We start from the raw sequence: 23,059 nt of genomic DNA, 5'->3' as shown, positions 1-23,059 counted from the left end.
TTCAGCCCTCAAAACGGCAACAACTGCGAGTCAGTTGGGCCGGGCCCGCGCCTCGGGAGCTGTAGCCTCGGGAGCTGCGGCCGCCGAACCGTGGGTAGTGCCGCGGTGCAGTCCCTGCAGCAGGCGCGGCAGCGTGAGCGCGGCCAGCACCGCGAGCCCGATCATCGGCAGCCAGGGTGTACCCGGCCACCAGTGATAACGCCCGGTCAGATCCAGCAGCCACCCCAGCACCGCATTTCCCGCCAGCACGGCCACGCCGCCGCACGTTGCGGACAGTCCGTAGTAGGCGCCACGGCCCGACGCCGACCCCTTTGCCGGGATGAACCGCGGGATCAGCGACAGGATGGTGGGCGTGAGGAGCATGTGGCCCAGGATCAGCGCGCCGACGATGCCCGCCATCAGTGCCACGGAAACGGCCGGGGAGGAAACGCCCGGCGCAGAACCGGAAGCTTCCGCCGGGACGGATCCGGCATCCACGGACGTCACGGCGGCCGCCGCCAGGGCAGCCCCCACGAGCAGGAAGCCGGCCGACATGGTCCGCCCCGGCCCCAGCCGCTGGCCGGCCGCGGCCACCGGCAGCTGCAGGAGCAACGTCAGCACGGAGGCGAGCAGGAAGAGCATGGCCAGCCACGAGGCGTCCAGGCCCCGCCGCTCCAGCTCAAGCGGGAACGCGAAATACATCTGGTTGTAGGCCACCATGTTGGTGCTGGCCAGGAGGCAGAACGCCACGAAGCGCCGGTTCTTCAGGCATCCGAGCGCGCCGCGGGACTGGGCCGGTGCGGCTTCCTGTTTCCCTGCACCCGATGTCTTCGGCGCGCCCGCCGAAACAGCTGCCGGAGCCACGGGGAGCCGGAACCACAGCAGCACGGTCACCGCAACGAAGACTGCGATTCCCGCCGCCAGCGCCGCGTCAAACCCCCATCCGAGCAGGGCAGCCCCCAGCAGCGGTCCGGCAAGGGCGCCCATCTCCCCCGTGATCGCCAGCCAGACGAACACCGAGCGCCGGCCCTTGCCCGGACCCCGTTCGTCGGTGTGTTCAGCACGGTCGGCATGGGACAGCCGGGACTCCAGCGCCGGAGAGAACAGCGCACCTCCCGCGCCGGTCAGCACGGCGCCGAGGAGGAACAGCGTGAAATCCGAAGCTGCCGCCAGGGTAGCGTACCCGGCGATGCGGACCAGGCAGCCGGTCAGGATCGCCCGCCGGGCGCCCCACCGGTCGGCCAGCAGGCCGCCGAACAGGAACATGCCCTGCTGGCTGAAGGTGCGGGCACCCAGGACAAGTCCGACGGCGGCGGCGTCCAGCCCGAAATCCCCGCCCATGGCGCCGGCCAGGAAGGGAATGACCGCGTAGAAGCCCACGTTGAACACCAGCTGGGTGCCAAGCAGGATGCGTGTTTCGGGCAGGTACGGCATGGGTCAGGTGGATCCTTATTCGTCCGGAGTGCCGATGAGTTCCAGGGTGCGGACGGGCACATCCGCCGCACCGGTGACGGGGGCGCGCAGGGCAATGACTGCCGACCGGTGAACACAGGCCGCCAGGTCGCCGCAGGCCACCGGAGCCGTGCAGGCCGCCGGCTGGACGAGGGCGGCAGCCACCAGCTCCTTGCTGTGTGCGTGCCGGGGGCTGGCGAAGAAGTCGGCGGTGGGCGCCAGTTCCACCAGGGCTCCCCGGTACAGCACGGCCACCCGGTGGCTCATGTACCGGATGACATTCATGTCGTGGGAGATCATGATCAGCGACAGCCGGCGCTCCCGGTGCAGGCGCAGCAGCAGGTCGAGGACCTTGCGCTGCGTCACGGCGTCCAGCGCCGACGTCGCCTCGTCGCAGATCAGCACGTCCGGGTCCAGCAGCAGCGCGCGGGCAATGGTGAGCCGCTGCAGCTGCCCTCCCGAACACTGGCTCGGGTACCGCTCCAGCAGTCCGGGTTCTAGCTCCACGTCCTGGACGGCCTGGTGGATGAGCTCCCGGCGCTCGTCCGGGTTGAGGGTCCGCTGCCGCAGCAGCGGGGCCTCCAGGCTGGCGAACAGTTTCATCCGCGGATCGAAGGCGTCGTGCGGTTCCTGGAAGACGAGCTGCACCTCGGTGCGGCGGGCGCCGGACCCGGCGGCACCGCCGTCGTGCTTTCCGTCCCCCGAGGGCAGCGTCCGGCTAATGGTGCCGCGGTCCGGGGCCTCGACCTCCACCAGGAGTCGGGCCAGGGTGCTCTTCCCCGAGCCCGACTGGCCCAGGACGCCGAGGATCTCGCCTTCCCGGAGGCCAAGGGAGACGTCCGCCAGGGCGGGCCGGGCGCCACGCCCGTTACCGCCGAACCGCTTGGTGACGCTGTCCAGCGCCAGGACGTCGCGGGCAGGTGCGGCACCACGAGCCTCCCCGGCCGCCTCAATGCGGCGGCGGGTAAGGGCGCACGCTTCGAGCAGCTCCCGGGCGCACGCGGTCCGGGGCGCGCCGAGGACGGTCCGGGCCGGCCCCCCTTCCTGGACCCGGCCGGCGTCCATCACCACCACCCGGTCAGCGAACGCTGAAACGGTGGCGAGGTCGTGGGTGATGTAGAGAACCCCGAGCCCGTGCCGGCGCCGCTGGGTGTCGATCAGTTCCAGGATCTGCCGCTCCAGCACCTTGTCCAGCGCGGATGTCGGCTCGTCGGCGAGCAGCAGCTCCGGCTGCCCGGCCATCGCCACAGCCAGCATGGCCCGCTGCGCCATGCCGCCCGAGAGCTGGTGCGGGTACGACCTGGCAACGCGTGCCGGATCGTCGAATCCGACGCCGCCGAGCAGCTCCAGGGCCTGCGCCCTGGCCTGGCGTCCGCGCAGCTGGCGGTGCAGCTTCAGCGGTTCGGCCAGGTGGCTGCCAATGGTCATGCGCGGGTTGAACATCCGTTTGGGCTGCTGGTACAGCATCCCAATCCGGCCGCCGCGCAGCCGGTTGAGCTCGCTGCCGCTCACCCCGAGCAGGTCAGTCCCGCCCAGGCTGACGGCCCCGGACTCCACGTGGATCTGCGGCGGCAGCAGTCCCAGGACGGACAGCGCGGTCATGGTCTTGCCGCTTCCGGAAGCCCCCACCAGGGCAACAAACTCGCCGGGTGCCACGGAGAGGCCGACGCCGGAAAGCACCGGCCGTGCCGACGGCGCCGAGGGCGTCCGGACACTGAGGTGCAGGTCCTCGATGAGCAGGCCGTCAGGCATGGGTGACCTCCGGTGCGGGGGCGGACGCGAGCAGCAGCCGGCTGCTGGACATGCGTGCCAGGTGCTGGCCGATGAGCGTGACGCACAGTGCGACGGTGAAGATCACCAGGCCGGGCGCCAGGATGGTCATCGGTGAGCGCACGGCGTACGGCTGGGCGGCGGCGAGCATGGAGCCCCAGTCCGACTGCGGAGGCTGCACCCCCAGGCCCAGGTAGGACAGGGCGCCGACGCTAATCAGGAACTGGCCGAACCGGAGCGTGGCCTGGCCCATGAGCGGACCGGCGAGGTGCGGCAGGATGTGGCGGCGCACCGTGAACCAGGGCGTGCAGCCCAGCACGCGGGCCGCCTCGATGAAGCCGCGGGCGGAGACGTCGTATGCCAGCGCCCGGGCGAGCCGTGCGAAGGGCGTCCAGCCGGTCACCGTCAGGGCCAGCAGCAGCGAGGGGTAGCCTGCGCCGAGCGCGGCGACCAGGAACAGCGCCACCACCATCTCCGGCATGGCCAGCAGGATGTCGTTGGTGCGGGTGAAGAACTCATCCAGCCAGCCCCGCCGCCGGGCGCTGAGCACGCCGATGGCCGTGCCGATGACGGCGGTGAGCACGGTGGCGAGGGCGGCGATGGTCAGCGAGAACCGTCCGCCGTCGAGGAGCCGGCTCAGGGTGTCGCGGCCCAGGTGGTCGGTGCCCAGCCAGTGGGTTCCGCTGGGGGCGGCCAGCCGGGAGGCAAGGTCCTGCCCGGCGGGCGGATAGGGTGCGATCCAGTCGGCCAGGGCCACGGACAGCACGACGACGGCCAGGATGATGACGGCGATCCGGATATGCAGGGGAAGGTTACGCATGCCGCATCCTGACCTGGGGGTTGAGGAGGCCGTGGACCAGGTCCGCGGCCGTGGTGAGCAGGACGGCCAGTCCGACGACCACCACCACGCCTCCCTGGGCGAGCGGAATGTCGTTGTTCAGGACGCCGTCGAACAGGAGCCGTCCCATCCCGGGGATGGCGAAAATAACCTCGATAATGACCGAGCCGCCCAGCAGGCCGGCGAACCACACGGCGGCCAGGGTGGTGAGCGGCAGCAGCCCGTTCGGGATCACGTGCTTCCGGAGGGTCTGCACGTGGCTCAGGCCCCTCCCCCGCGCGGCGGTAACGTGGTCCGCGCCCAGGGCGTCGAGCATGCCGTCGCGGACGGCGGTGATGAAATGGCTCGCCGGACGCAAGGCGAGGACCGCCACGGGTAGAACTGCCGACGTCGGGCCTTCCCAACCGGCGGAAGGAAGCACGGACAGCTTCAGCGCGAAGACCAGCACCAGCATCGGCGCGAGCCAGTACTCTGGCATCGCGATGAATGCCTGGGAAACCGCGGTGATGGCCTTGTCCGCTGCGCGCCCCTCGTTCAGGGCGGCGGTGACGCCGAGGACGGCAGCAATAAGGGCGGCCGCGGCCAGTGCCATGACCACCAGGCTGAGCGTGACCCACAGCGCGGGCAGCACCTGCTCCGCAACGGGTGTCCGGCTGGTGTAGGACAGGCCCATGTCGCCGCTGAGGAACCGGCCCAGCCAGCGCAGGTACTGCGTCCACAGCGGATCCTGCAGTCCCAGCTGGAGAGCTACCGACTCGACGGCGGAGTCATCGATGGCGTCGCCGGCCACCCGGGAACGGATGATCTTGCGCACCGGGTCGCCCGGGGTGACGTACGGGATGAGGAACACCACGAAAGACGCCAGAAGAACGGCGGCCACCAGGGCCGCCGCTCTTCTGGCGAGGAACAGCATCATGCCGGACCCTGTTCTCGGGGTCCGTGGTACGGGAACGTCACGGTTAGGGCTTGGCCGACTCGGCCCGGAGCACGTACCTGGCCAGCGGGTCCTGGACGTGGCCCTGCAGGTCGGTGCGGACGGCGTCGATGGCCTGCTCGTTGACGAGCCACACGTTCACGGCCTGGTCCTGGAGGATCTGCCCGGCCTCGGCGTACAGCCGGTAACGCTCCTGGCTGTCGGCGGTTGTGGCGGCCTGCGTGATCTTCTTGTCGTACTCGGCATTGCAGAAGTGGCTGAGGTTGTAGGTGCCGTCGCAGGTGTAGTCCGCGGTGAGGAAGCCGATGGGATCGGCGATGTCGATCAGGCGGTTGCGCTGGCTCAGCACCATGTCGTAGTTGCCGGACAGCAGGTCCGGTTCCACCGCGGCGTACTCCTTGGTGGTGATCTTGACCGGAACGCCCACGGCCTTCAGGTTCTCCTGGATGACCGTGGCCACGTCCGCGAACTCGGCGCGCTCCACGATGGCGACAATCTCCAGCGGCCGGCCGGCAGTGTAGCCGGCGGAGGCGAGCAGCTTCTTGGCGGCCTCCACGTCCTGCTTCGGCGCCTTCGCATCCTTGATGGCCCACGGCTCCGAGGGGGCGAAAGGACCGGTGGACGGGATGGCCGCGCCCTCGTAGACGCTGGCCGCCAGGGCGTCCAGGTCCAGTGCCGAGCGGACCGCCTTGCGGAAGTCAACGTCGTCGAACGGGGCCCGTCCGTTGTTCATGTACAGCGTCGCGGTCCGCGGCGAATCCGCCTTGAGCAGCTTCACGTTGGAATCCGACTCCAGCGCAGCCAGGCCCGACACCGGGATGGACAGGGACACGTCCGCTTCGCCGGTCTGCACCTGTGCGGTGCGGGTGGCGCCGTCGGTGATGAAGCGGACCTCGGCGCCGGCAAGCTGCACGTCGCCGCCCCAGTAGTCCTCGTTGCGGTCCAGGGTCAGCGACTGCTTCGGCTTCTCCGACACGGGCTTGAAGGGGCCGGTGCAGTGGCCGAAAGGATCCACGTTCGCACCCTTGAAGGCGGCCGGCGACAGCACGCCGGTGTTTACGCTCGCCAGCCGGTAGGGAACCAGCGGGCTCTCGGTAGGCGTGGTCACGCGGACGGTGTTCTCGTCGATGGCCTTGACGGCCTTGACCACCTTGGGGCTGAACGCGCGGGCCGGTACATCGGCGTCGAGCACGTTCTGCAGGGAGGTCACCACGGCCTTGGCGTCGAGTGCGGCGCCGTCCTGGAACTTGACGCCTTCGCGGAGGGTGAAGTCCCACTCGAGGTCGGAGACCTGCTTCCATTCGGTGGCAAGCGAGGGCACGATCTTGCCCTGCGTCTCGTCGTATCGCGTCAGGGTTTCAAGGCAGCCGGACAGGGACAGGATGTAGGCGGCGTCGCTCTCCAGCGCCCAGTCCGCCACGGGGGCGCGGAAGTTGTCCACGACAATGCGCTGGTTCGGGTCGGCCGCTTCGCCGGTTTTGCTGGCTTCGCCACTGAAGCCACAAGCAGACAGGGAAAGAAGCGCCGCGAGTCCCAAGGACACGGACAGCGGGAAGGAAGAGCGCAACGGGTACCACCTAGATTGATTTGCCTGCGCAGCGCGGCAGGCGCAAGAGCGGACGGCCGAAAGGGCCACGCTGAGTTTAGGCTAACCTAACTCCCGCTCCCAAAACCGGCCGCTCCGCCGTCGTAATGTATCAGCGCTCTTGGCCCAACTGACTCGCAGTTGTTGTCGCTTTGAGGGGTGAAAACGACAACAACTGCGAGTCAGTTGGGTGTGCGGGGCGGCCGTCAGTTGGGTGTGCGGGGCGGGGTTGGGGGCGGCGCGGGGATCAGTAGTTGCGCCGGTGCCGGAGCCTGGGAAGTACGACGGCGAACACACCTGCCGCTGCGAACCCCAGTACTCCTGTGGCCGTCACCCCGGCGCCGAGGGAGGCCGCGGCCGTCACCGCGGAGAGGAGGACGGGGCCGCCGGTGGAGCCGGCGTCGGCCATGAAGCGCCAGAGGCCCAGGAACTGCCCGCGGCCGCGGCTGGGCGAGAAGTCCGCGCCGAGGGTCATCACCAGGCCGGAGCTGATTCCGTTGCCGAAGCCGATCAGCAGGGCCACGAGCAGCAGGCCGGTGAACCCGGCCGTGAGCGGGATCAGCACGAGCGCCAAGCCCATGATCAGCGTCGAGGGGATGGCCACCCACTGCCGGCCGCGCCGGTCCATCACTTTGCCCGCCGGGTAGAAGACCAGCATGTCGATCGCCCCGGAGAGCCCGTACACCAGCGCAGCGTGCGTGGGGTCCAGGCCCAGGTGGTCGGCCCACAGCGGGATCACCACCTGGCGGGAGGCACGCAGGGCACTGAGCAGCAGGATGCCCACTCCGGCAGTCAGGAAGACGCCGGCATGCGAGACGGCCACGCCGCGCAGGGTAGGCTCCGGACCGGCTTGCGTGGAGGGGCCGTCCACCGCCACGAGGTCACGGACGTTCACGGCCAGCAGCGCGGCGGCGGCCATGCCGGCCACGCCCACCCAGTACGCGCCGCTGATGCCAACCAGGGCCATGGCCGCGGCGCCAATGAACGGCCCGATGAACGTGCCGATCCGGCTCACCCCGCCCAGCGTGGACAATGCCCGGGCACGGAACTCCACCGGCACGGCTTCGGTGAGGTACTTCTGCCGGGCCAGGCTGAAGACCGCGGCGGACATCCCGACGACGGCCATCGCCACCGCGAGCAGCCAGAGTCCGTTGCCCATCACCAGGGACAGTCCGGCCGCCAGCAGGGCAAGGGCACCGGCGGCGGCCGCGCCCACGATGGACCAGCGTTCACCGAACTTCAGGGTGATCATGGACGCCGGCAGGTTGAAAAACCACGAGCCCAGCCCCATCAGGGTGACGATCAGGGCGGCCACGGCAACGGACGCGCCCAGTTCGCGGGCGGACAGCGCCACCACCGGCAGGATCGCGCCCTGGCCCACGCTGAACAGGAGGGCGGGGCCGAAGGCCGGAACAGCGATGCCGCGGAGGCTGAAGGGCGGCGGGCTGTCTGGCGGCGGAGTCATCCCCTTCATCCTAGGTGCGGGCGCGGCGCGCGCAGCTGTGACGCGGGCTCCGGGAATCTCGAAACACAAACAATTTGATAAACATGGCCTCCTGCTGCCCAACGGGCCTTGGCCAAATTAATAAGTGTGCTTAGCCTTGTAAGTCAGGGCGAGGCGCGCGGACCCCATCGGACATCGACTATGGTTCGGAATAACTGAACAGCCGCAGGAGTGATCATGGAAGTCTGGCCGGGCAGCGCTTATCCACTGGGTGCGACCTTTGACGGGATGGGGACAAACTTCGCGCTCTTCAGCGAGGCGGCCACCGCCGTCGAGCTGTGTTTGATAGCCGGGGACGGCACCGAAACGCGCGTGGAACTCCTCGAGGCGGACGGGTATGTGTGGCACTGCTACCTGCCCCAGATCCAGCCAGGGCAGAAGTACGGCTACCGCGTCCACGGGCCCTACGATCCCGCCCGGGGCCAGCGCTGCAACCCCAACAAGCTCCTTCTGGACCCGTACGCCAAGGCCGTCGCCGGGCAGGTGCACTGGCACCAGGCGATGTTCTCCTACAACTTCGGCGACCCCTCGTCCCGCAACAACCAGGACTCCGCCCCGCACACCATGCTCGGCGTGGTGATCAACCCGTTCTTCGACTGGGCAGGTGACCGGCCGCCCAAGATTCCCTACCACCGCTCCGTCATCTATGAAGCGCACGTCAAGGGGCTCACCGAACTGCACCCCGAGGTGCCCAAAGAGCAGCGCGGCACCTTTGCCGGCGTCGCCCATCCTGCCGTCATTGCGCACCTGCAGCGGCTGGGGGTCACGGCGATCGAACTGATGCCGGTGCACCAGTTCGTCAACGACGGGACCCTGCAGGAGAAGGGGCTGAGCAACTACTGGGGCTACAACACCATCGGGTTTTTCGCGCCGCAGAACACGTACAGCTCGATCGGCCAGATGGGCCAGCAGGTGCAGGACTTCAAGGCCATGGTCCGCACCCTGCACCGCGCGGGGATCGAGGTGATTCTCGACGTCGTCTACAACCACACGGCGGAAGGGAACCACCTGGGTCCCACCATGAGCTTCAGGGGCATCGACAACGCCGCGTACTACCGGCTGCTCGAGGACGACAAGCAGTACTACATGGACTACACGGGCACCGGCAATACCCTGAACGTGCGGCACCCGCACTCCCTGCAGCTGCTGATGGATTCGCTCCGGTACTGGGTGACCGAGATGCATGTAGACGGGTTCCGCTTCGACCTGGCCGCCGCTTTGGCCCGGGAGTTTTACGACGTCGACCGGCTGTCCACGTTCTTTGAACTGGTGCAGCAGGACCCGATCGTGTCGCAGGTGAAACTGATCGCAGAGCCGTGGGACGTCGGGCCCGGCGGGTACCAGGTGGGCAACTTCCCGCCGCAGTGGACGGAATGGAACGGCAAGTACCGGGACACCGTGCGCGACTTCTGGCGCGGCGAGCCTGCCACGCTCGGCGAGTTCGCGTCGCGGCTGACCGGTTCCGCGGACCTGTATGAGCGGTCGGGGCGCCGTCCCGTCGCCTCCATCAACTTCGTCACGGCGCATGACGGCTTCACGCTGCGCGACCTGGTTTCGTACAACGAGAAGCACAACGAGGCCAACGGCGAAGGCAACCGCGACGGCGAATCGCACAACCGCTCGTGGAACTGCGGCGTGGAGGGCGCGACGTTGGATCCGAAGATCCTGGCGCTCCGGGCCCGGCAGCAGCGGAACTTCATCGCCACCATGCTGCTCTCGCAGGGCGTGCCGATGATCACGCACGGCGACGAACTGGGCCGCACGCAGCACGGCAACAACAATGTCTACTGCCAGGATTCGAAGCTCAGCTGGATCAACTGGGACACCGTGGACATGCCGCTCATGGACTTCACGGCAGCGGTGAACCGGCTGCGCGCCCAGCACCCCACGTTCCGGCGCAGCACCTTCTTCGACGGCAGGCCGGTGCGCCGCGGCAAGGGCGAGAAGCTGCCGGACATCGTGTGGCTCAACGAAGCGGGCATCGAAATGCTGCCCGAGGACTGGGGCCGCGGCTTCGGCCGGACCATCGGCGTGTTCCTCAACGGCGACGGCATCCAGGGCCGCGACGACCGCGGCCGCCGCATCACGGACGTGAACTTCCTGCTGTATTTCAACGCGCACGACGACGACATCAAGTTCACGCTCCCGGCCGGCGAGTTCGCCGAGGCCTGGGACATGGTGGTCAACACCGCCGGAACAGGAGTGGACCGCGGACCCATCGACGCCGGTTCGGTGCTGAAGGTGGCCGCGAAATCCATGGCCGTCCTGCGAGCCCGCGACCTGACCCAGCCAGAGCCCAACCTGTCCGTTGCGCCCGGCCTGCAGGCCGCTTGGTTGGAGTAGCCCTCTGCCCGGCCTGAACCAACGCGCCCTCACCTCCCGCCGCCTCCCACCAAACCCTCCCTCACCTCCTGCCGCCTCCCACCAAACCCTTCGTGACGTTTGCCACAACGGGCATCGATAGGTATTTTTAGCTCCACAGCGATCTTTCGGGCGGCGTTCAGGGTAAACCTGAGGTCTCGCCGTCTTACTCCGGAGATCAGCAGTACGAGCGTCCCTGCCTGGTCCACCCGGAAATGTTTCGGAGCAAACCGCCAAGAGCCGCTCTACCGCGCGCTGAAACCGCCGGGGACGGCCCCGGCGGCCGCTTCGTGTTTGAGGGGACACAAACTATGACCGCTGTATCCAAATGGGTCGCCGCTGGCTCGTCAGCAGCTGTTTTCGCCGGCGGGCTCTTCATCGGGGCTCCGACAGCCATCGCAGCGCCCGGTGACGCCGCCTGCCAGCAGGCTTCCGTCCAGTTCGAGGCCGCGCTCGCAGCCGCCGGTATCACCGAGGAAAGCATTGCTCGCCTCGACGCCCTCGCGGAGGTCACTGCCTCCGCCGAGGCGGCATACGTGGCGGCGCAGCAGGCTATCGAGGACGGGCCCGGCGCTGCTCTGACGGCCGCCGAGGCCCAGCTCGCCGACGACGAGGCCGCCAAGGACGCCGCCGAAGATGCGCTCGTAGAGGCCCAGACGTCCGGCGATCCAGATGCCATCGCAGCGGCGCAGGCTGCCTACGACGCAGCAGATGATGCACGCGGCGAATCCCGGGACGCTTTGGAGCTCCGCCAGGCGGAGTATGACGCCGCCTGGACTTCGCAGGAGTTCCTTGACGTCAAGGACGCCTTCGACACCGCCGTCGCCGCCTTCGAACAGGAACTCGCCGCCGTCTCGCTGGACGAAGGCTCCGCAGCCAGCCTTGCGGGGCTCTTTGAAGCGTTCCTCGCAGCATGCAATCCGGACTCTGTCGGCGTGGACCCGGTTGTCACGCCGCCCGTGACGGTGCCGGACAGCACGACGCCGGGAGGCACGACGCCGGCAGTCACCAACCCTGTCACCGGCGCTCCCACAGGGGTCGGCACCACCCCCGGAGCAGGGGTCGGCACCGCCACGGTGGCGACCAACAAGGGCCTGAATGTGCAGACCGCGGCCGAGACCGAGCCAAGCGGCCACCCCGGCTTGGCGCTGCTCGCCGCCCTGCTCGCGGCCGGCATCTCCGTGCCTGCCGCCATCGCCCTGCGGATGCGCCGCCTGGAACGCGGCCGCAACTAGGCACCAGCACTAAGGCATCAGTTGTTGGAGTCGCAAACCACGGCCAGCCGGCGCCGGCCCAGCCGGCGCTGGCTTGCCGTGCCTGCCGTAGCCACGGCGGGTCTGGCAGCGGCTCTCTTCCTGGCGCCGTCGAACGCTGTCCCCCCAAACGACGGCGGCAGCACCGCCGTCGTGCCCTCAGCCACCGCCTCGGCGGTGGCAACCCGGAGCACCGGCGCGGTCCGCAAACCTGTGCGTCCGGCAGCCGTAGCTGCGCCCACCGCGGTGGCGATCATGGCGGCAGGGCTGGACGTCCGGGTTCTGCCGCTGACTCCCAGCGCGGAGGAGATGTCGTCCGGATCGCTCGTTCCCCCGCTCACGGTTGAGGCATACTGGCTGACCAATTACGGCATGCCCGGAGCGGGCTCAACGAACACGACGTACATCGTGGGTCACAGCTGGGACGGCCGGGATGCGCCCTTCAACCGGCTCAGCGACGAGTCGCTCGCGGGCAAGGAAGTCACCGTGACGACGGCAAAGGGGACGCTGAAGTACACCATCGACTCCGTCACGACGCACGACAAGAACACGCTTAAGGACAGCGATATCTGGAACGTCGTGCCCAACCGGCTGGTCCTGATCAGCTGCTACACCGAGGACCCCTGGGGCAAGAACGTGGTGGTCACGGCCTCCCCGGCGCGCTCATCCTGACTGGACCCTTCCTCACCTCTCGCCGCCTTCTTCGGGACCCTTCCTCACCCCTCGCCGCCTTCTTCCGGACCCTCCCCACCTTTCGAAGGAAGCAGGCTACTCCCCGCGCCCGCTCAGAAATGTATCCAGCGCGGGAAGGTCGTCAGTGTTGATGTGGTCGACGCCGGCATTGAGCAGCTCGGCCCACAGCGCGTCGCGGGCCGGGCCTGCCTGGTCCGGCGTCGCCCAGAACCGCACCCGGTACCCCTTGGCGTGGGCCGTTTCCACGTAAGCGCGTAGCTTGGCCCGCTCGGCCTCAGGCATCGGCCCGACACCCTGCCACGTGAACAGCTTGGTCCAGTTGTCACTGACCAGCGGCATCAGCGCGGCAGGTTTCCCCGAAGCCAGATCAGCCGACCGGCCGTCGTAGAAACCGAACCTCTTGTCCGCAGCCTGCATCGTGGCGAGCGGCCGGTTGCCGCTGATGACGGCGGTCACCGGGCCGGCCGACACCTTGCCGTTGGCATAACGCGTCATGAGCTCCGGGTGCTCGGCGAGTTCCTTCTCGATGGCCGCATAGGTCGTTTCGCCGTCGCTCTTGATGTCGATAAGCAACTGCAGGCTGCCGTCCCAGCCCGGGTAAACGCTGTGGCCCTGCTGCCGCACGAGCTGGTCCAGCGGGTCGAGGTAAAGGCTTTCGAGGGTGACACCGGCGCGAGCATCCTCGAGGTCGTGAGCCACGCGCAGCTCGCCGTCGACCAGCCAGACGTCCGCTTCCACGCTGGTGAACCCGTGTTCCAGCGCATCCAGCAGCGGGCGGTCGTGTTCGTAGTCGTTGTGCGCATGCGCTGCAGGATGCGGCTCCCCCAGTGTGACGGCGGCATCCGGCGCCGCGGCGGACGGGGCGGCGATTCCGGCGAGCGCCGTTAGGGCGACGAGGGCAGTGACGGTGCTTTTGAGCAGCACAGGGTTCTCCTTCAGTGCGGTTGGGATGCACCCGCGCTTCCCGGTTGGGAATGTCCGACGGCGTGCCCCACCACCCTGCCCGCCGGCAACTAACGCTTGCCCACCAGCTGCTGACGCTCTGGTGAACAGGACATGTCTTGAGCCGCCACCCCAACGCTCCCTCAGATCCTGTCGCCTAATCCCCAACGCGCCCTCAGATCCCGTCGCCTAAATCCAAATGCTCTGTCAGATCCTGTCGCCTCATTCCAAACGCTCTCTCACCCGCGTTTTGGAGGTGAGAGAGGGTTCAGTAAAACCCGACGAAAAGTGAGAGAGCGTTACCGCCCTGAATATCGGCAGGCCCGGCCAGCGGAAGGACTCGAGCAGCGCCAACGAGAAGCCGGGCTAGCCGACGTGGATGCCAGGGCGCCGGGCGGGGTCGGGCTCGTTTTCGCGGATGATCTCCCGGACCACGGGGGCGGTGTCGCCGCGGCCCAGGAGCAGGTAGCGCATCAGGTGGGCCAGCGGGTTGCCCTCGGCCCACTCGAAGTACGCGTGCGGGCGGACTCCGGTGGCGTCGTGCAGTGCCAGCAGGATCGCGGCGATGGCGTTGGGCGCGGCCGGGCTGTTCGCGCGGAGGACCCGGTGCCCGGCCACCTCCACGCCGCGCACGGTAAGCACATCGCTGAAGCCCGACGGGTCCGTGATGTCGATCTCCAGGAACATCACGTCAGCCGTGCCGGGGACGGGGTTGTTTTCCCGTTGCGCGGCCTCCTTCTGCGCGTACTCCTTCGCGTCCCTGGCCTGCGGGCGGTTGGCGATGATGTTGATGCGCCCGTCGTAGTCGATCGTGTCCGTGATGAACCGACGCGCGGTCTCATCGAACTCGATCCGGTCCACCCGCAGCTCAGTGGTGCGCGAGACCCGGGACACCAGCGACACCACCACGATGCCCAGGATGAAGAATCCGGAGATCGCCAGGCCGTCGGGTTTCTCGATCACGTTCTCCATCAGCGCGTAGAGCATCACGAGCGTCAGGACGGTGAACCCGACGGCGGCCCTGCGCTTCTTCTGGCGGGCGGCGGAAATGCTCACAGCCACAGCGCCGGAGACCATCATGGCCAGGATCCCGGTGGCGTACGCGCCGGCCTGGGCGTTGACGTCCGCCTTGAAGCCGATGGTGATGAGGATGCTGATGGCCGTGTACACCAGGACCACGGGGCGCACGGCCCGGGACCAGTCGGGGGCCATGCCGTAGGAGGGCAGGTACCGGGGCACGATATTGATGAGCCCGGCCATTGCGGACGCGCCGGCGAACCACAGGATCAGGATGCTGCTGATGTCGTACAGGGAGCCGAAGCCGTTGCCGAGCCGCTCGTGCGCCAGGTATGCGAGCGCGCGGCCGTTCGCTTCACCGCCCTCCTGGAAGGCCTCAGCCGGGATCAGCACGGTGGTGACGAAGCTGCTGCCGACCAGGTAGACGCTCATCACCACGGCCGCGGCCGTCAGGAGCTTGCGCGTATTGCGGATCCGGTTGCGGAGCGTCTCCTCAGGCGTGGATCCAGAGGCGGCCACCAGTGGCATCATGCTCACGCCGGTTTCGAAGCCGGAAAGGCCCAGCACCAGCAGCGGGAACGCGAGGATGGCAGGCCCGGCAATGTTGCCCAAGCCGCCGCCAAATGAACCGAGTGCAGCGATCCAGGCAGCCACGGCACCCGGCTGAGTGACGGCGTCGTAAATTCCGGTGCCGATGATGACGGCGTTCAGCAGCAGAAAGACGCCCACCAGCGGAATGGCGACGGCCACGGCCTCGGAGAAGCCCAGCAGGAACACCCCGCCCAGGATCAGCAGCATCACCACGGTGATGGGGACGGCCTGGCCTTCCAGGAACGGCGGCAGGTACGGGTTCTCCAGCAGGTGCACGGTGGCGTCGGCGGCGGAGAGGGTGATGGTGATGATCCACGACGTCGCCACGAACCCGAGCAGCACCAGCACGAACACCTTGCCCCGCCAGAACGGCAGCAGGTTCTCGAGCATGGCCACGGAGCCCTGCCCGTGCGGGCTCTCATGCGCCACGCGGCGGTACATCGGCAGCATGCCCAGCAGGGTCAGGGCCACGATCAGCAGCGTGGCCAGCGGCGACAGCGCACCGGCGGCGAGCGCGGCGATGCCGGGCAGGTAGGACAGCGTGGAGAAGTAGTCCACGCCGGTCAGGCACATGACCTTCCACCAGCTCTGCTGGTGCCCGGTGCCTTCCGCCGATTCCGGCCCCACCGGCTGGTGCACCTTGTGCTCCAGCAGCCACCGGGTGAACGCGCCGCCGGGGCCGCTTTCCCGCTCGGGGTTGGGCACGCTGGCCGGCACGGAATATTGGGCTGGTGCGGTCATGAAATGTCTTTCTGGATTTCGGGGATCGGGCGCCGGCGAGTGAGGAGCACCAGGCGGCGAAAGGTGAGGAAGGGTCGGGCCCCCAGGCGGCGAAACGTGAGGAAGGGTCGGGGACAAGGCGGCAGGACGTGAGGAAGGGTCGGGGACCCGCCGTCGGACCATGGGAGGGCGTCCGACGGTGGGGGCTACTTGGTTGCTCTGATGAGCCGGTAGATCATGTAGCCGGTTGCGCCGATCCCAAGGATCAGCCACAGCAGCGGGGCGTTTTGGGTCAGCATGGCGGGACACGGCCTTGCGTGCTTGAGGTGGCCACGGGGTCCTTCGATTCACATGGGCAGTTTGCTGATGACCACGGGAGCGTAGCACCGGCCGGAATCCGAAAATCGCGAAAACCGGGGATCTTAACGCTTTCTTAACGCCTCGTACTTCACACCGGCCGCAGGGAATTTCGCGGTGGTAGCGTGACGCCTATGCGCGACATTCATGCCCAGAAGGCCCGGCCTACCGGCACGGTCTTCCCGCGCATCCTCAACGTCTTTGCACCCCAGCATCCGGCGCAGGTGATCGTGCTCGGCTTCGCCGCCGCCATCGCCGTCGGAACGGGCCTGCTCATGCTGCCCATCGCGCGGAACGGGCCGGAGGGTGCGCCCTTCCTCGACGCCCTGTTCACCTCCACATCCTCGGTGTGCGTCACGGGACTGGTCACGGTCGACACCCCCGTGTACTGGAGCGGCTTCGGCAAGGTGGTGATCATGGCCCTGATCCAGATCGGCGGGTTCGGGGTCATGTCCTTCGGCACCCTGCTCGGTGTGCTCCTGGCCCGCCGGCTGGGCCTGCGGTCACGGCTCTCAACGGCCGCGGAGATCAAGAGCACAGGCTTCGGAGACGTGCGCCGCGTCCTGCTCGGCGTGCTGACCATCAGCCTCACCGTGGAGATTGTGCTCGCCGGGATCCTGGCCGCCAGGCTCGTCGCGGGGTACGGCTACGAGCCCGGGCGGGCGCTGTGGCACGGCGTCTTCCATTCCGTGTCCTCGTTCAACAACGCCGGGTTCGCGCTGCACACGGACAACCTCATCGGTTTCGCCGGCGACCCCTGGATCTGCCTGCCCATCGCGGCCGCGGTGATCATCGGCGGCCTGGGTTTTCCGGTGCTGTTCGAGCTGCGGCGGCAGTACCAGCGGCCCATCCACTGGAGCATGAACACCAAGCTGGTCCTGGTGGGCACCGCCGTCCTTCTCACCGCCGGCACCGTCTTCCTTACCGCCGTCGAATGGTCCAATCCCGCCACGCTCGGCGCGCTCAAGCCCGGCGAACGCATCCTGGCAGGCTTCTTCCAGTCCGTCATCACGCGCACGGCCGGGTTCAACAGCATCGACATCGGGCAGATGCACGAGGTGTCCTGGCTGGGCATGGACATCCTGATGTTCATCGGCGGCGGCCCCGCCGGCACTGCCGGCGGCCTGAAGATCACCACCTTCGGCGTGCTGTTCTTCATCCTGCTGACCGAACTGCAGGGCGGCACCGCGGTGAACATCTTCGGCAAGCGCCTCTCCCGTGCCGTGCACCGGCAGGCCATCACCGTGGTGCTGCTCGCGATCGCGCTGGTGGTCGGCTCCACGATGTTCCTCATGCTCATCACCGACTTCGGGCAGCAGCGGATCCTGTTCGAGGTCATCTCCGCGTTCGCCACCGTGGGGCTGTCCACCGGCATCACCGCCTCCATGCCGCCGGCCGGCCAGGTGGTGCTGATCCTGCTGATGTTCGTCGGCCGCCTCGGCCCGGTGACGCTCGGCGCCGCACTGGCCCTGCGCGAACGCCCGCTTCTCTACGAATACCCGAAGGAAAGGCCCCTCATTGGCTAAGAACCTCTTTTCCCGTTCACCCGAAGCCGCGGGTCAGGCGGACACGGTGGTGGTCATCGGACTGGGCCGTTTCGGCGGCGCCCTGGCGCTGGAGCTCGAGGCGCAGGGCACCGAGGTGCTCGGCATCGACGCCAACGAGGACACCGTCCAGTCCTACAACGGCCGCCTCACCCACGTGGTCCGCGCCGATTCCACCAAGGAGGAGGTGCTGCGCCAGCTCTCCGTCCACGAGTTCGACCGCGCTGTGGTGGGCATCGGCACGGACATCGAGGCAAGCATCCTGACGACGTCGCGCCTGCTCACCTTCAAGAAGCCGCAGATCTGGGCCAAGGCCATCAGCGAGCCGCACGCCGAGATCCTCAACCAGCTCGGGGTGGACCACGTGATCCGCCCCGAGCACGACATGGGCAAGCGCGTGGCCCACCTGGTCCGCGGCTCGCTGCTGGACTACGTCGAGTTCGAGGACGACTTCGTCATGATCCGCACCAGCCCGCCCGCGGAAGCCTGCGACCGGCCGCTCGGCGTGCTGGGCCTGCGCGACAAGTACGGCATCACCATCGTGGCGGTCAAGCGCCCCGGCGGAATCTGGGGCCACACCACGGCGCAGACCGTCCTGTACGAGGAGGACCAGATCATTGTGCAGGGCAGCAAAACGCAGGCGGAGCGCTTCAGCAATATGCAGTGACCGCTGCCCCGCCTTTACCGGGTGGCCGGTGCCTCGATAAAGACCAACTGGGCCAGGCTGGTGGCCGGCTTCCTGCGCCGCCGGGCAGGCTTGCCGACGGCGTAAGCCGGGTTCCCGGCGTCGGACTTCAGTTTCCCTGCACCTGTGGAACGCGCCCCTGTGGAATGCCCGACGGCGCCCGCCGCCTTCGCGGCCGGCACCCGCCGCACGCTGAGCTGCTCAAGGTCCAGCAGCCGCCGCGCGCCGGTCCGGGAGTCGATGATCCAGAAGAGGTCGATGTCCCGGAAGGTGCTGCTCACAGTCCCGCTGTGCGCCAGCCGTCCGCGGTGCCACGCCTCCACCACGTCCCCTACCGCCAGCTCGGCGCTGGACCGCACTTCAAGGCCCATATCTTCGTTCACGTCCGATCCCCCTCCATTGGAATGTTGATGGCACCAGCCTGCCCCACGATGTTTTCTAAAACGTTTCGGGTTGGGTCCTGCCATGTGTCTGCGCTGTTACCGGTTGCGCCCGTGAGCGCACTTCGGGACGCGATCCGGGAAATACGGAAAAGGGGCACCAGGAATCGGGCAGAATGGGAACCGAAATACGTCATAAACGCCCGGCCGTGTGATCCGCGTCATATCATTACCGGAAGTGGATTCCACTGTTGTGCCAACGTCGTCGCCAGGAGAAAGGACAGCCCGTGAAGCCGCATGCTTCGTTCCGCCTGTTCCGCTCCGGGCTGATCGGATCCATCATCCTGGGCCTGGCCGCCGGAGGGCACCTGGCCGGCGGAGGCCAACTGCCCACGCCCGCAATCCTCGCGGCCCTGTGCGCCGTGACCATGGTTCCGGTCGCGGCCCTGACACGCTTCAAGCTGTCGCTGCCGGTTCTGATCGGGCTGATAGGCGGCGGACAGGTCTGGCTTCACTGGGCGTTTGACGCCATGTCGGCAGGAGCTCCTCCAGCCGCTTCCCCGGCGCTGCTCTCCGAACACGCCGGACACGCCTCGGCCGCGCTGAATCCCGAAGCGCTGATGCTGGCCGCCCCGGCCCACGGGTCTGTGCCCGACGGGCTCATGTTCGCCGCCCACGCCGTCGCCACCCTGGTCACGGCGCTGCTCCTCGCCCGCGGCGAGCGGGCCCTCGGTGCACTGGCCGACTGGCTGGGCCCGCTGTTTTGGAACCCCGAGCCGGCCGTCATCGCTCCGGTCTGCGTTCCGCGCCCCCATTTCGCGGCCGTGCTGCTTCCGCCCCGGCACCATTCGGTACGCCTGCCGTCCCGCCGCGGCCCGCCGCTGCCCGCAGCCGCCGCCTAGAGACAGTTCCTTTCACCTTTCACGCAAGGGCCCTTTCACCAGGGCACCTTTTGCACAGGCCCCTGTTCACGCAGGGCAGGAACTTCCGACGGCGGTTCTTCCGCTTCCCGGACAGGCCCACCGGCCTGCCATTCCTGACCCCTCATACCCGTGAAAGGCACACCTGCCATGAATACCTCCCTTCGCCGTACCCTCAAGACCGCCGCTGCCGCCACGCTGACGGCCGGATTCCTGGCCGCCGGCGCGGCCGCCGCCTCCGCCCACGTCACTGTCGACCCCTCCGCCACCGCTGAGGGCGGTTTCACCAAGCTGACGTTCAGCGTTCCCAACGAGTCCGAGACCGCCAAGACCAACCGCCTCGAAGTGAAACTGCCCACCGACACCCCGCTGACGTCGGTTTCGGTCAAGCCCATGGACGGCTGGAAGGCCCAGATCATTACCGGCACCCTGCCCAAGCCGGTCGAGGTGAACGGGGCCACCGTGACCAAGGCACCCACCAGCGTGGTCTGGACTGCCGACGCTGCGCACCAGATCGGGCAGAACGAGTTCCAGACCTTCACCCTGTCGGTCGGCCGCCTCCCCGCTGCCGGGACCACGGTGACCCTGCCGGCGGCCCAGGGCTACACGGACGGGACCACAGTTAACTGGGCCGATGCGGCTGCCGACCACGGCCACGCGTCGGCAACGTCCTCCGCGGGCGCCTCGGAAACGCCTGCCGCAGAGGCGAAGGAGTCCCGCCCGGCACCGACGTTCGTCACCACGGCAGCTGAAGGCGACGGCCACGGCAGTGCCGCCCCCGCCGCCACGCAGGCTTCCGCAGTGGCGCCGGCGTCGTCGGATTCCTCCTCCGGCGGCGACACCGCCGGATGGGTCGGACTCGCCGCCGGACTCATCGGCCTTGCAGCGGGCGTGACGGCGCTGGCCCGGACCCGCGCCAGCCGCGGCAACAGCTAGCAGCGACGCGGCGCCTGGGCTGGCAACCGGCCCGGGCGCCGCGTACTTCTTTTACGCACTGAGCCCCTCACCCGGCTGACCGGGCTGGAGGTTCCTGTGCGCTACCCACAAACGCTTCGCGCTGCCCAAATGCGCTGTGCCCAATTCCGGGCTGCCCCCTTCGGGACCCCACGCCGTCGGTACGCAAAAGCCGGTTCCGTGCGCCGTGCTGCCCTCAACCCGGCCGTTTAAGCCGGTCCCTTAGTGGTCCCCACGCGCACGTCCGCAGCGCCACCAGTCCTCGAAAGACAAGACCATGACCCTATTAGCCAACCCCCAAAAGTCCAGGCAACCATCACCGCCGGAGGCTGCCCCCGCCGGCAACGGACCGGACGGCCGCGGATGGTTCCGCGCCTTCCTGCTCCGGCTGCACTTCTACGCTGGCATTCTCGCCGGTCCCTTCCTTTTCATCGCCGCGGTCAGCGGCGGCCTCTACGCCATCACCCCGGCACTGGAACAGGCCGTCCACGCCAAGGAGCTGCGCGTTCCGGCGGTCGCCCACCCTCTGCCGCTCTCCGCACAGGTGAAGGCGGCGATGGATTCCGCCGGCGGCGCCACGCCCATTGCCGTCCGCCCGGCGCCCGGCTCCGAGGACACCACCCGCGTGCTCTTCGCCGACCCTACGCTGGGTGAATCCGAATACAGGACCGTCTTTGTGCATCCCGGCACGGGCGAAATCCGCGGAGACCTCACCACCTATGGCAGCAGCGGGTCGCTCCCGATGCGCACCTGGATCTCCAACCTCCACCGCTCCCTGAACCTCGGTGAGCCCGGCCGGATCTACAGTGAACTGGCTGCGTCCTGGCTCTGGGTTGTCGCGCTCGGCGGGCTGGGTCTGTGGATCGGCAGGATCCGCCGACGCCGAACATCATCTCCGAAGGCCCGCCCCGCTTCCGGCCGGGCCAGGATGGTGTGGCTCCACGGCACCACGGGCACCGTCCTGCTCGCCGCCTTCCTGTTCCTGTCCGCCTCCGGCCTCACCTGGTCCGCCAGCGCGGGCGAGAACATCACCAAGGTCCGCACCAGCCTCGGCTGGCTCACCCCCACTGTCTCCACGTCACTGAATGGGGAGGCGTCCGCACCGGCCGGTGACCACGCCGGGCACGGTTCAGGGTCGGCACCGACCGGCGCGGCAGCGGATCCGGCAGCCTACGACACCGTCGAGCGGATCGCCCGGGCGGACATCATCACGGCCCCCATGGTGGACATCAAGCCGCCCGCAAAGGCCGGCACGGCCTGGACCGTGACCGAAGCAGGCCGGGAATGGCCGGCCACCGCCAGCGCAGTTGCCATCGACCCGGATTCCGAGAAGGTCACCAGCCGCGCCGACTTCAAGGATTTCGGACTGGCGGCGAAGCTGACCCGCTGGGCCATCGCGGCGCACATGGGCCTGCTCTTCGGCCTGCCCAACCAGCTCGTGCTGCTCGCCGTGGCCGCAGGACTGGCCGCCATGGTGGTGTGGGGCTACGTGATGTGGTGGAAGCGCCGCCCCACCCGCGGCAGCGACTGGGCCGTGGGCCGGCCGGCGCCGCGGGGAGCCTTCGTCCGCGGACACTGGGCAGGCGTCCTGGCCGCGATCACGGCGATGGTCCTCGTGGGCATGTTCCTGCCGCTCCTTGGCTGGAGCCTCCTCGCCTTCCTCCTCCTGGACGCGGTGATAGGTGAAGCCAGGCGCCGTCGTCGTTATTCTCCGGAACCAAAAGCGGACGTGGCCGAAGCTCACAAGTAAGCGCCCACCCTGTAATGCCGCGGACCGGAAGGAGAGCATGGCTGCCCGGGCCCGCCGTCGATAGACTGAAAGTGGCCGCCGCGGCATCAGGCCGCCCCGGCCTTCCCGAACAGGAGGTCACGATGGGTTTGGGTGACAAGATCCACAACGCCGCCGAAAAACTCCACGGCAGAAGCAAGGAAGCAGCCGGCCGCGCGACCGGAGATGAGCGGCTCCGGTCCGAAGGCAGGGCCCGCCACATCAGGGCCGACCTCAAGCAGGCCGGCGAAAAGATCAAGGACGCCTTCAGGAGGCACTAAGGTCCAGCTTTAGAGCTCGGGGCCCTGTCCGGTAAGAGCGGACAGGGCCCCGCCGCGTGTTCTGCCCTCTGCGCGCCAGACGAGGGCAGGCGTAAAGAAAACGTTAAAATTTCTGCGCCACGGGTGGAAACTCTTTTGTGGCGAAGACCGGGACAGTACCTTTGAATTCATGCCGTCCTGCGATGGCCCCCAACACCGCAGGGCGGCTTTTTCATGCCCTCAGGCCGCGGTCCGTGTAACGCCGCCCTTGCCGAGCCTCCGTCGTTGGTGGATTACCAAAAATGGCCGCTCGCTCTCCACCAATTACCAAAAGTGGCCGCCCAAAATGCTTCCAGGCGGCCCTTTTTGGCAATGCGGCGCGGGGCAAGCATCCGCGCCCGGCACCAGGGAACCACCAAGCGCGAACGGACACTTGTGGCCCTCGTGTAAAGGGCCACAAGTGTCCGGTCGCGCGCACCGTCGCCCCCGGCCCGGCCGGGCAAGCGGAGCGCGGGGACCCGCACCAGCCCCCGCGTGTTGCGGGCTCCGAAA

The 23,059-nt window shown here is 68.3% G+C and carries 18 protein-coding genes; 9 read left to right on the top strand and 9 right to left on the bottom strand.

The features are described from left to right. Positions 1-30: 30 nt before the first annotated feature. The 6 genes from ACFTR6_RS17670 to ACFTR6_RS17645 form a co-directional block, all read right to left on the bottom strand. Positions 31-1,413: an MFS transporter gene (locus tag ACFTR6_RS17670; protein ID WP_377958819.1), complete on the bottom strand. Its 1,383-nt coding sequence runs from the start codon at positions 1,411-1,413 to the stop codon at positions 31-33. A 15-nt stretch (positions 1,414-1,428) separates the two neighbouring features. Then, positions 1,429-3,183 (bottom strand): ATP-binding cassette domain-containing protein, encoded by a 1,755-nt coding sequence (locus tag ACFTR6_RS17665; RefSeq protein WP_377958818.1) that lies wholly within the window; start codon positions 3,181-3,183, stop codon positions 1,429-1,431. Beyond that, the gene (locus ACFTR6_RS17660; protein WP_377958817.1) at positions 3,176-4,021 is read right to left on the bottom strand and encodes an ABC transporter permease; all 846 of its coding nucleotides are present in this window, start codon (positions 4,019-4,021) and stop codon (positions 3,176-3,178) included. The genes ACFTR6_RS17665 and ACFTR6_RS17660 overlap by 8 nt, the downstream gene beginning before the upstream one ends. After that, the gene (locus ACFTR6_RS17655) at positions 4,014-4,955 is read right to left on the bottom strand and encodes an ABC transporter permease (RefSeq protein ID WP_076800948.1); all 942 of its coding nucleotides are present in this window, start codon (positions 4,953-4,955) and stop codon (positions 4,014-4,016) included. Before ACFTR6_RS17655 ends, ACFTR6_RS17660 begins: the two co-directional genes overlap by 8 nt. A 43-nt stretch (positions 4,956-4,998) precedes the next feature. Further along, complete coding sequence (locus tag ACFTR6_RS17650) at positions 4,999-6,540, bottom strand: ABC transporter substrate-binding protein (RefSeq protein ID WP_377958816.1); 1,542 nt, start codon at positions 6,538-6,540, stop codon at positions 4,999-5,001. A 265-nt stretch (positions 6,541-6,805) separates the two neighbouring features. Continuing rightward, the gene (locus tag ACFTR6_RS17645; protein WP_377958815.1) at positions 6,806-8,023 is read right to left on the bottom strand and encodes an MFS transporter; all 1,218 of its coding nucleotides are present in this window, start codon (positions 8,021-8,023) and stop codon (positions 6,806-6,808) included. Between the two features lie 216 nt (positions 8,024-8,239). On the opposite strand from ACFTR6_RS17645, the gene glgX reads away from it, so the two are divergent. From glgX to ACFTR6_RS17630, 3 genes are all read left to right on the top strand, one after another. Next, the gene (glgX, locus tag ACFTR6_RS17640; protein ID WP_377958814.1) at positions 8,240-10,405 is read left to right on the top strand and encodes a glycogen debranching protein GlgX; all 2,166 of its coding nucleotides are present in this window, start codon (positions 8,240-8,242) and stop codon (positions 10,403-10,405) included. Positions 10,406-10,734: 329 nt separating this feature from the next. Then, complete coding sequence (locus tag ACFTR6_RS17635; protein WP_377958813.1) at positions 10,735-11,658, top strand: hypothetical protein; 924 nt, start codon at positions 10,735-10,737, stop codon at positions 11,656-11,658. Positions 11,659-11,682: 24 nt separating this feature from the next. After that, entirely contained in the window at positions 11,683-12,348 is a 666-nt protein-coding gene (locus ACFTR6_RS17630; RefSeq protein ID WP_377958812.1) for a class F sortase, read from the top strand. 96 nt (positions 12,349-12,444) lie between these two features. Here the strand turns inward: ACFTR6_RS17630 and ACFTR6_RS17625 are convergent, their stop codons facing one another. Continuing rightward, a complete protein-coding gene (locus ACFTR6_RS17625) occupies positions 12,445-13,293 on the bottom strand; it encodes a phosphatidylinositol-specific phospholipase C/glycerophosphodiester phosphodiesterase family protein (RefSeq protein WP_377958811.1) in 849 nt (282 codons plus the stop codon). 384 nt (positions 13,294-13,677) lie between these two features. Then, positions 13,678-15,660 carry an amino acid transporter gene (locus ACFTR6_RS17620; protein ID WP_377958810.1) on the bottom strand — a complete coding sequence of 661 codons (1,983 nt, stop codon included), beginning with the start codon at positions 15,658-15,660 and terminating at the stop codon, positions 13,678-13,680. A 470-nt stretch (positions 15,661-16,130) separates the two neighbouring features. Here ACFTR6_RS17620 and ACFTR6_RS17615 point away from each other — a divergent pair, with 470 nt between their 5' ends. Continuing rightward, positions 16,131-17,522: a TrkH family potassium uptake protein gene (locus ACFTR6_RS17615; RefSeq protein ID WP_377958809.1), complete on the top strand. Its 1,392-nt coding sequence runs from the start codon at positions 16,131-16,133 to the stop codon at positions 17,520-17,522. Continuing rightward, positions 17,515-18,207, top strand: a complete 693-nt coding sequence (locus tag ACFTR6_RS17610) for a TrkA family potassium uptake protein (protein ID WP_076800936.1) — start codon at positions 17,515-17,517, stop codon at positions 18,205-18,207. Before ACFTR6_RS17615 ends, ACFTR6_RS17610 begins: the two co-directional genes overlap by 8 nt. A gap of 14 nt (positions 18,208-18,221) precedes the next feature. Here ACFTR6_RS17610 and ACFTR6_RS17605 read toward each other — a convergent pair whose 3' ends face one another. Beyond that, positions 18,222-18,608, bottom strand: coding sequence for a hypothetical protein (locus tag ACFTR6_RS17605; RefSeq protein WP_377958808.1), 387 nt, complete (start codon positions 18,606-18,608; stop codon positions 18,222-18,224). Positions 18,609-18,892: 284 nt separating this feature from the next. Between ACFTR6_RS17605 and ACFTR6_RS17600 the strand changes: the two genes are divergently transcribed. The 4 genes from ACFTR6_RS17600 to ACFTR6_RS17585 all read left to right on the top strand — a co-directional run bounded on the left by ACFTR6_RS17600 (position 18,893) and on the right by ACFTR6_RS17585 (position 22,528). After that, positions 18,893-19,507 carry a hypothetical protein gene (locus tag ACFTR6_RS17600; protein ID WP_377958807.1) on the top strand — a complete coding sequence of 205 codons (615 nt, stop codon included), beginning with the start codon at positions 18,893-18,895 and terminating at the stop codon, positions 19,505-19,507. 168 nt (positions 19,508-19,675) lie between these two features. Then, complete coding sequence (locus ACFTR6_RS17595; RefSeq protein WP_377958806.1) at positions 19,676-20,461, top strand: YcnI family protein; 786 nt, start codon at positions 19,676-19,678, stop codon at positions 20,459-20,461. Positions 20,462-20,756: 295 nt separating this feature from the next. After that, a complete protein-coding gene (locus tag ACFTR6_RS17590) occupies positions 20,757-22,229 on the top strand; it encodes a PepSY-associated TM helix domain-containing protein (RefSeq protein ID WP_377958805.1) in 1,473 nt (490 codons plus the stop codon). Between the two features lie 122 nt (positions 22,230-22,351). Further along, entirely contained in the window at positions 22,352-22,528 is a 177-nt protein-coding gene (locus tag ACFTR6_RS17585) for a CsbD family protein (protein ID WP_003804064.1), read from the top strand. The last annotated feature ends 531 nt before the right edge of the window (positions 22,529-23,059 follow it).

The organism is Arthrobacter sp. NPDC057009, assembly GCF_042673905.1.
GTDB lineage: Bacteria > Actinomycetota > Actinomycetes > Actinomycetales > Micrococcaceae > Arthrobacter.
The sequence above is the reverse complement of the archived record's forward strand: the minus strand, read 5'-3'. Positions and strand labels throughout refer to the sequence as shown.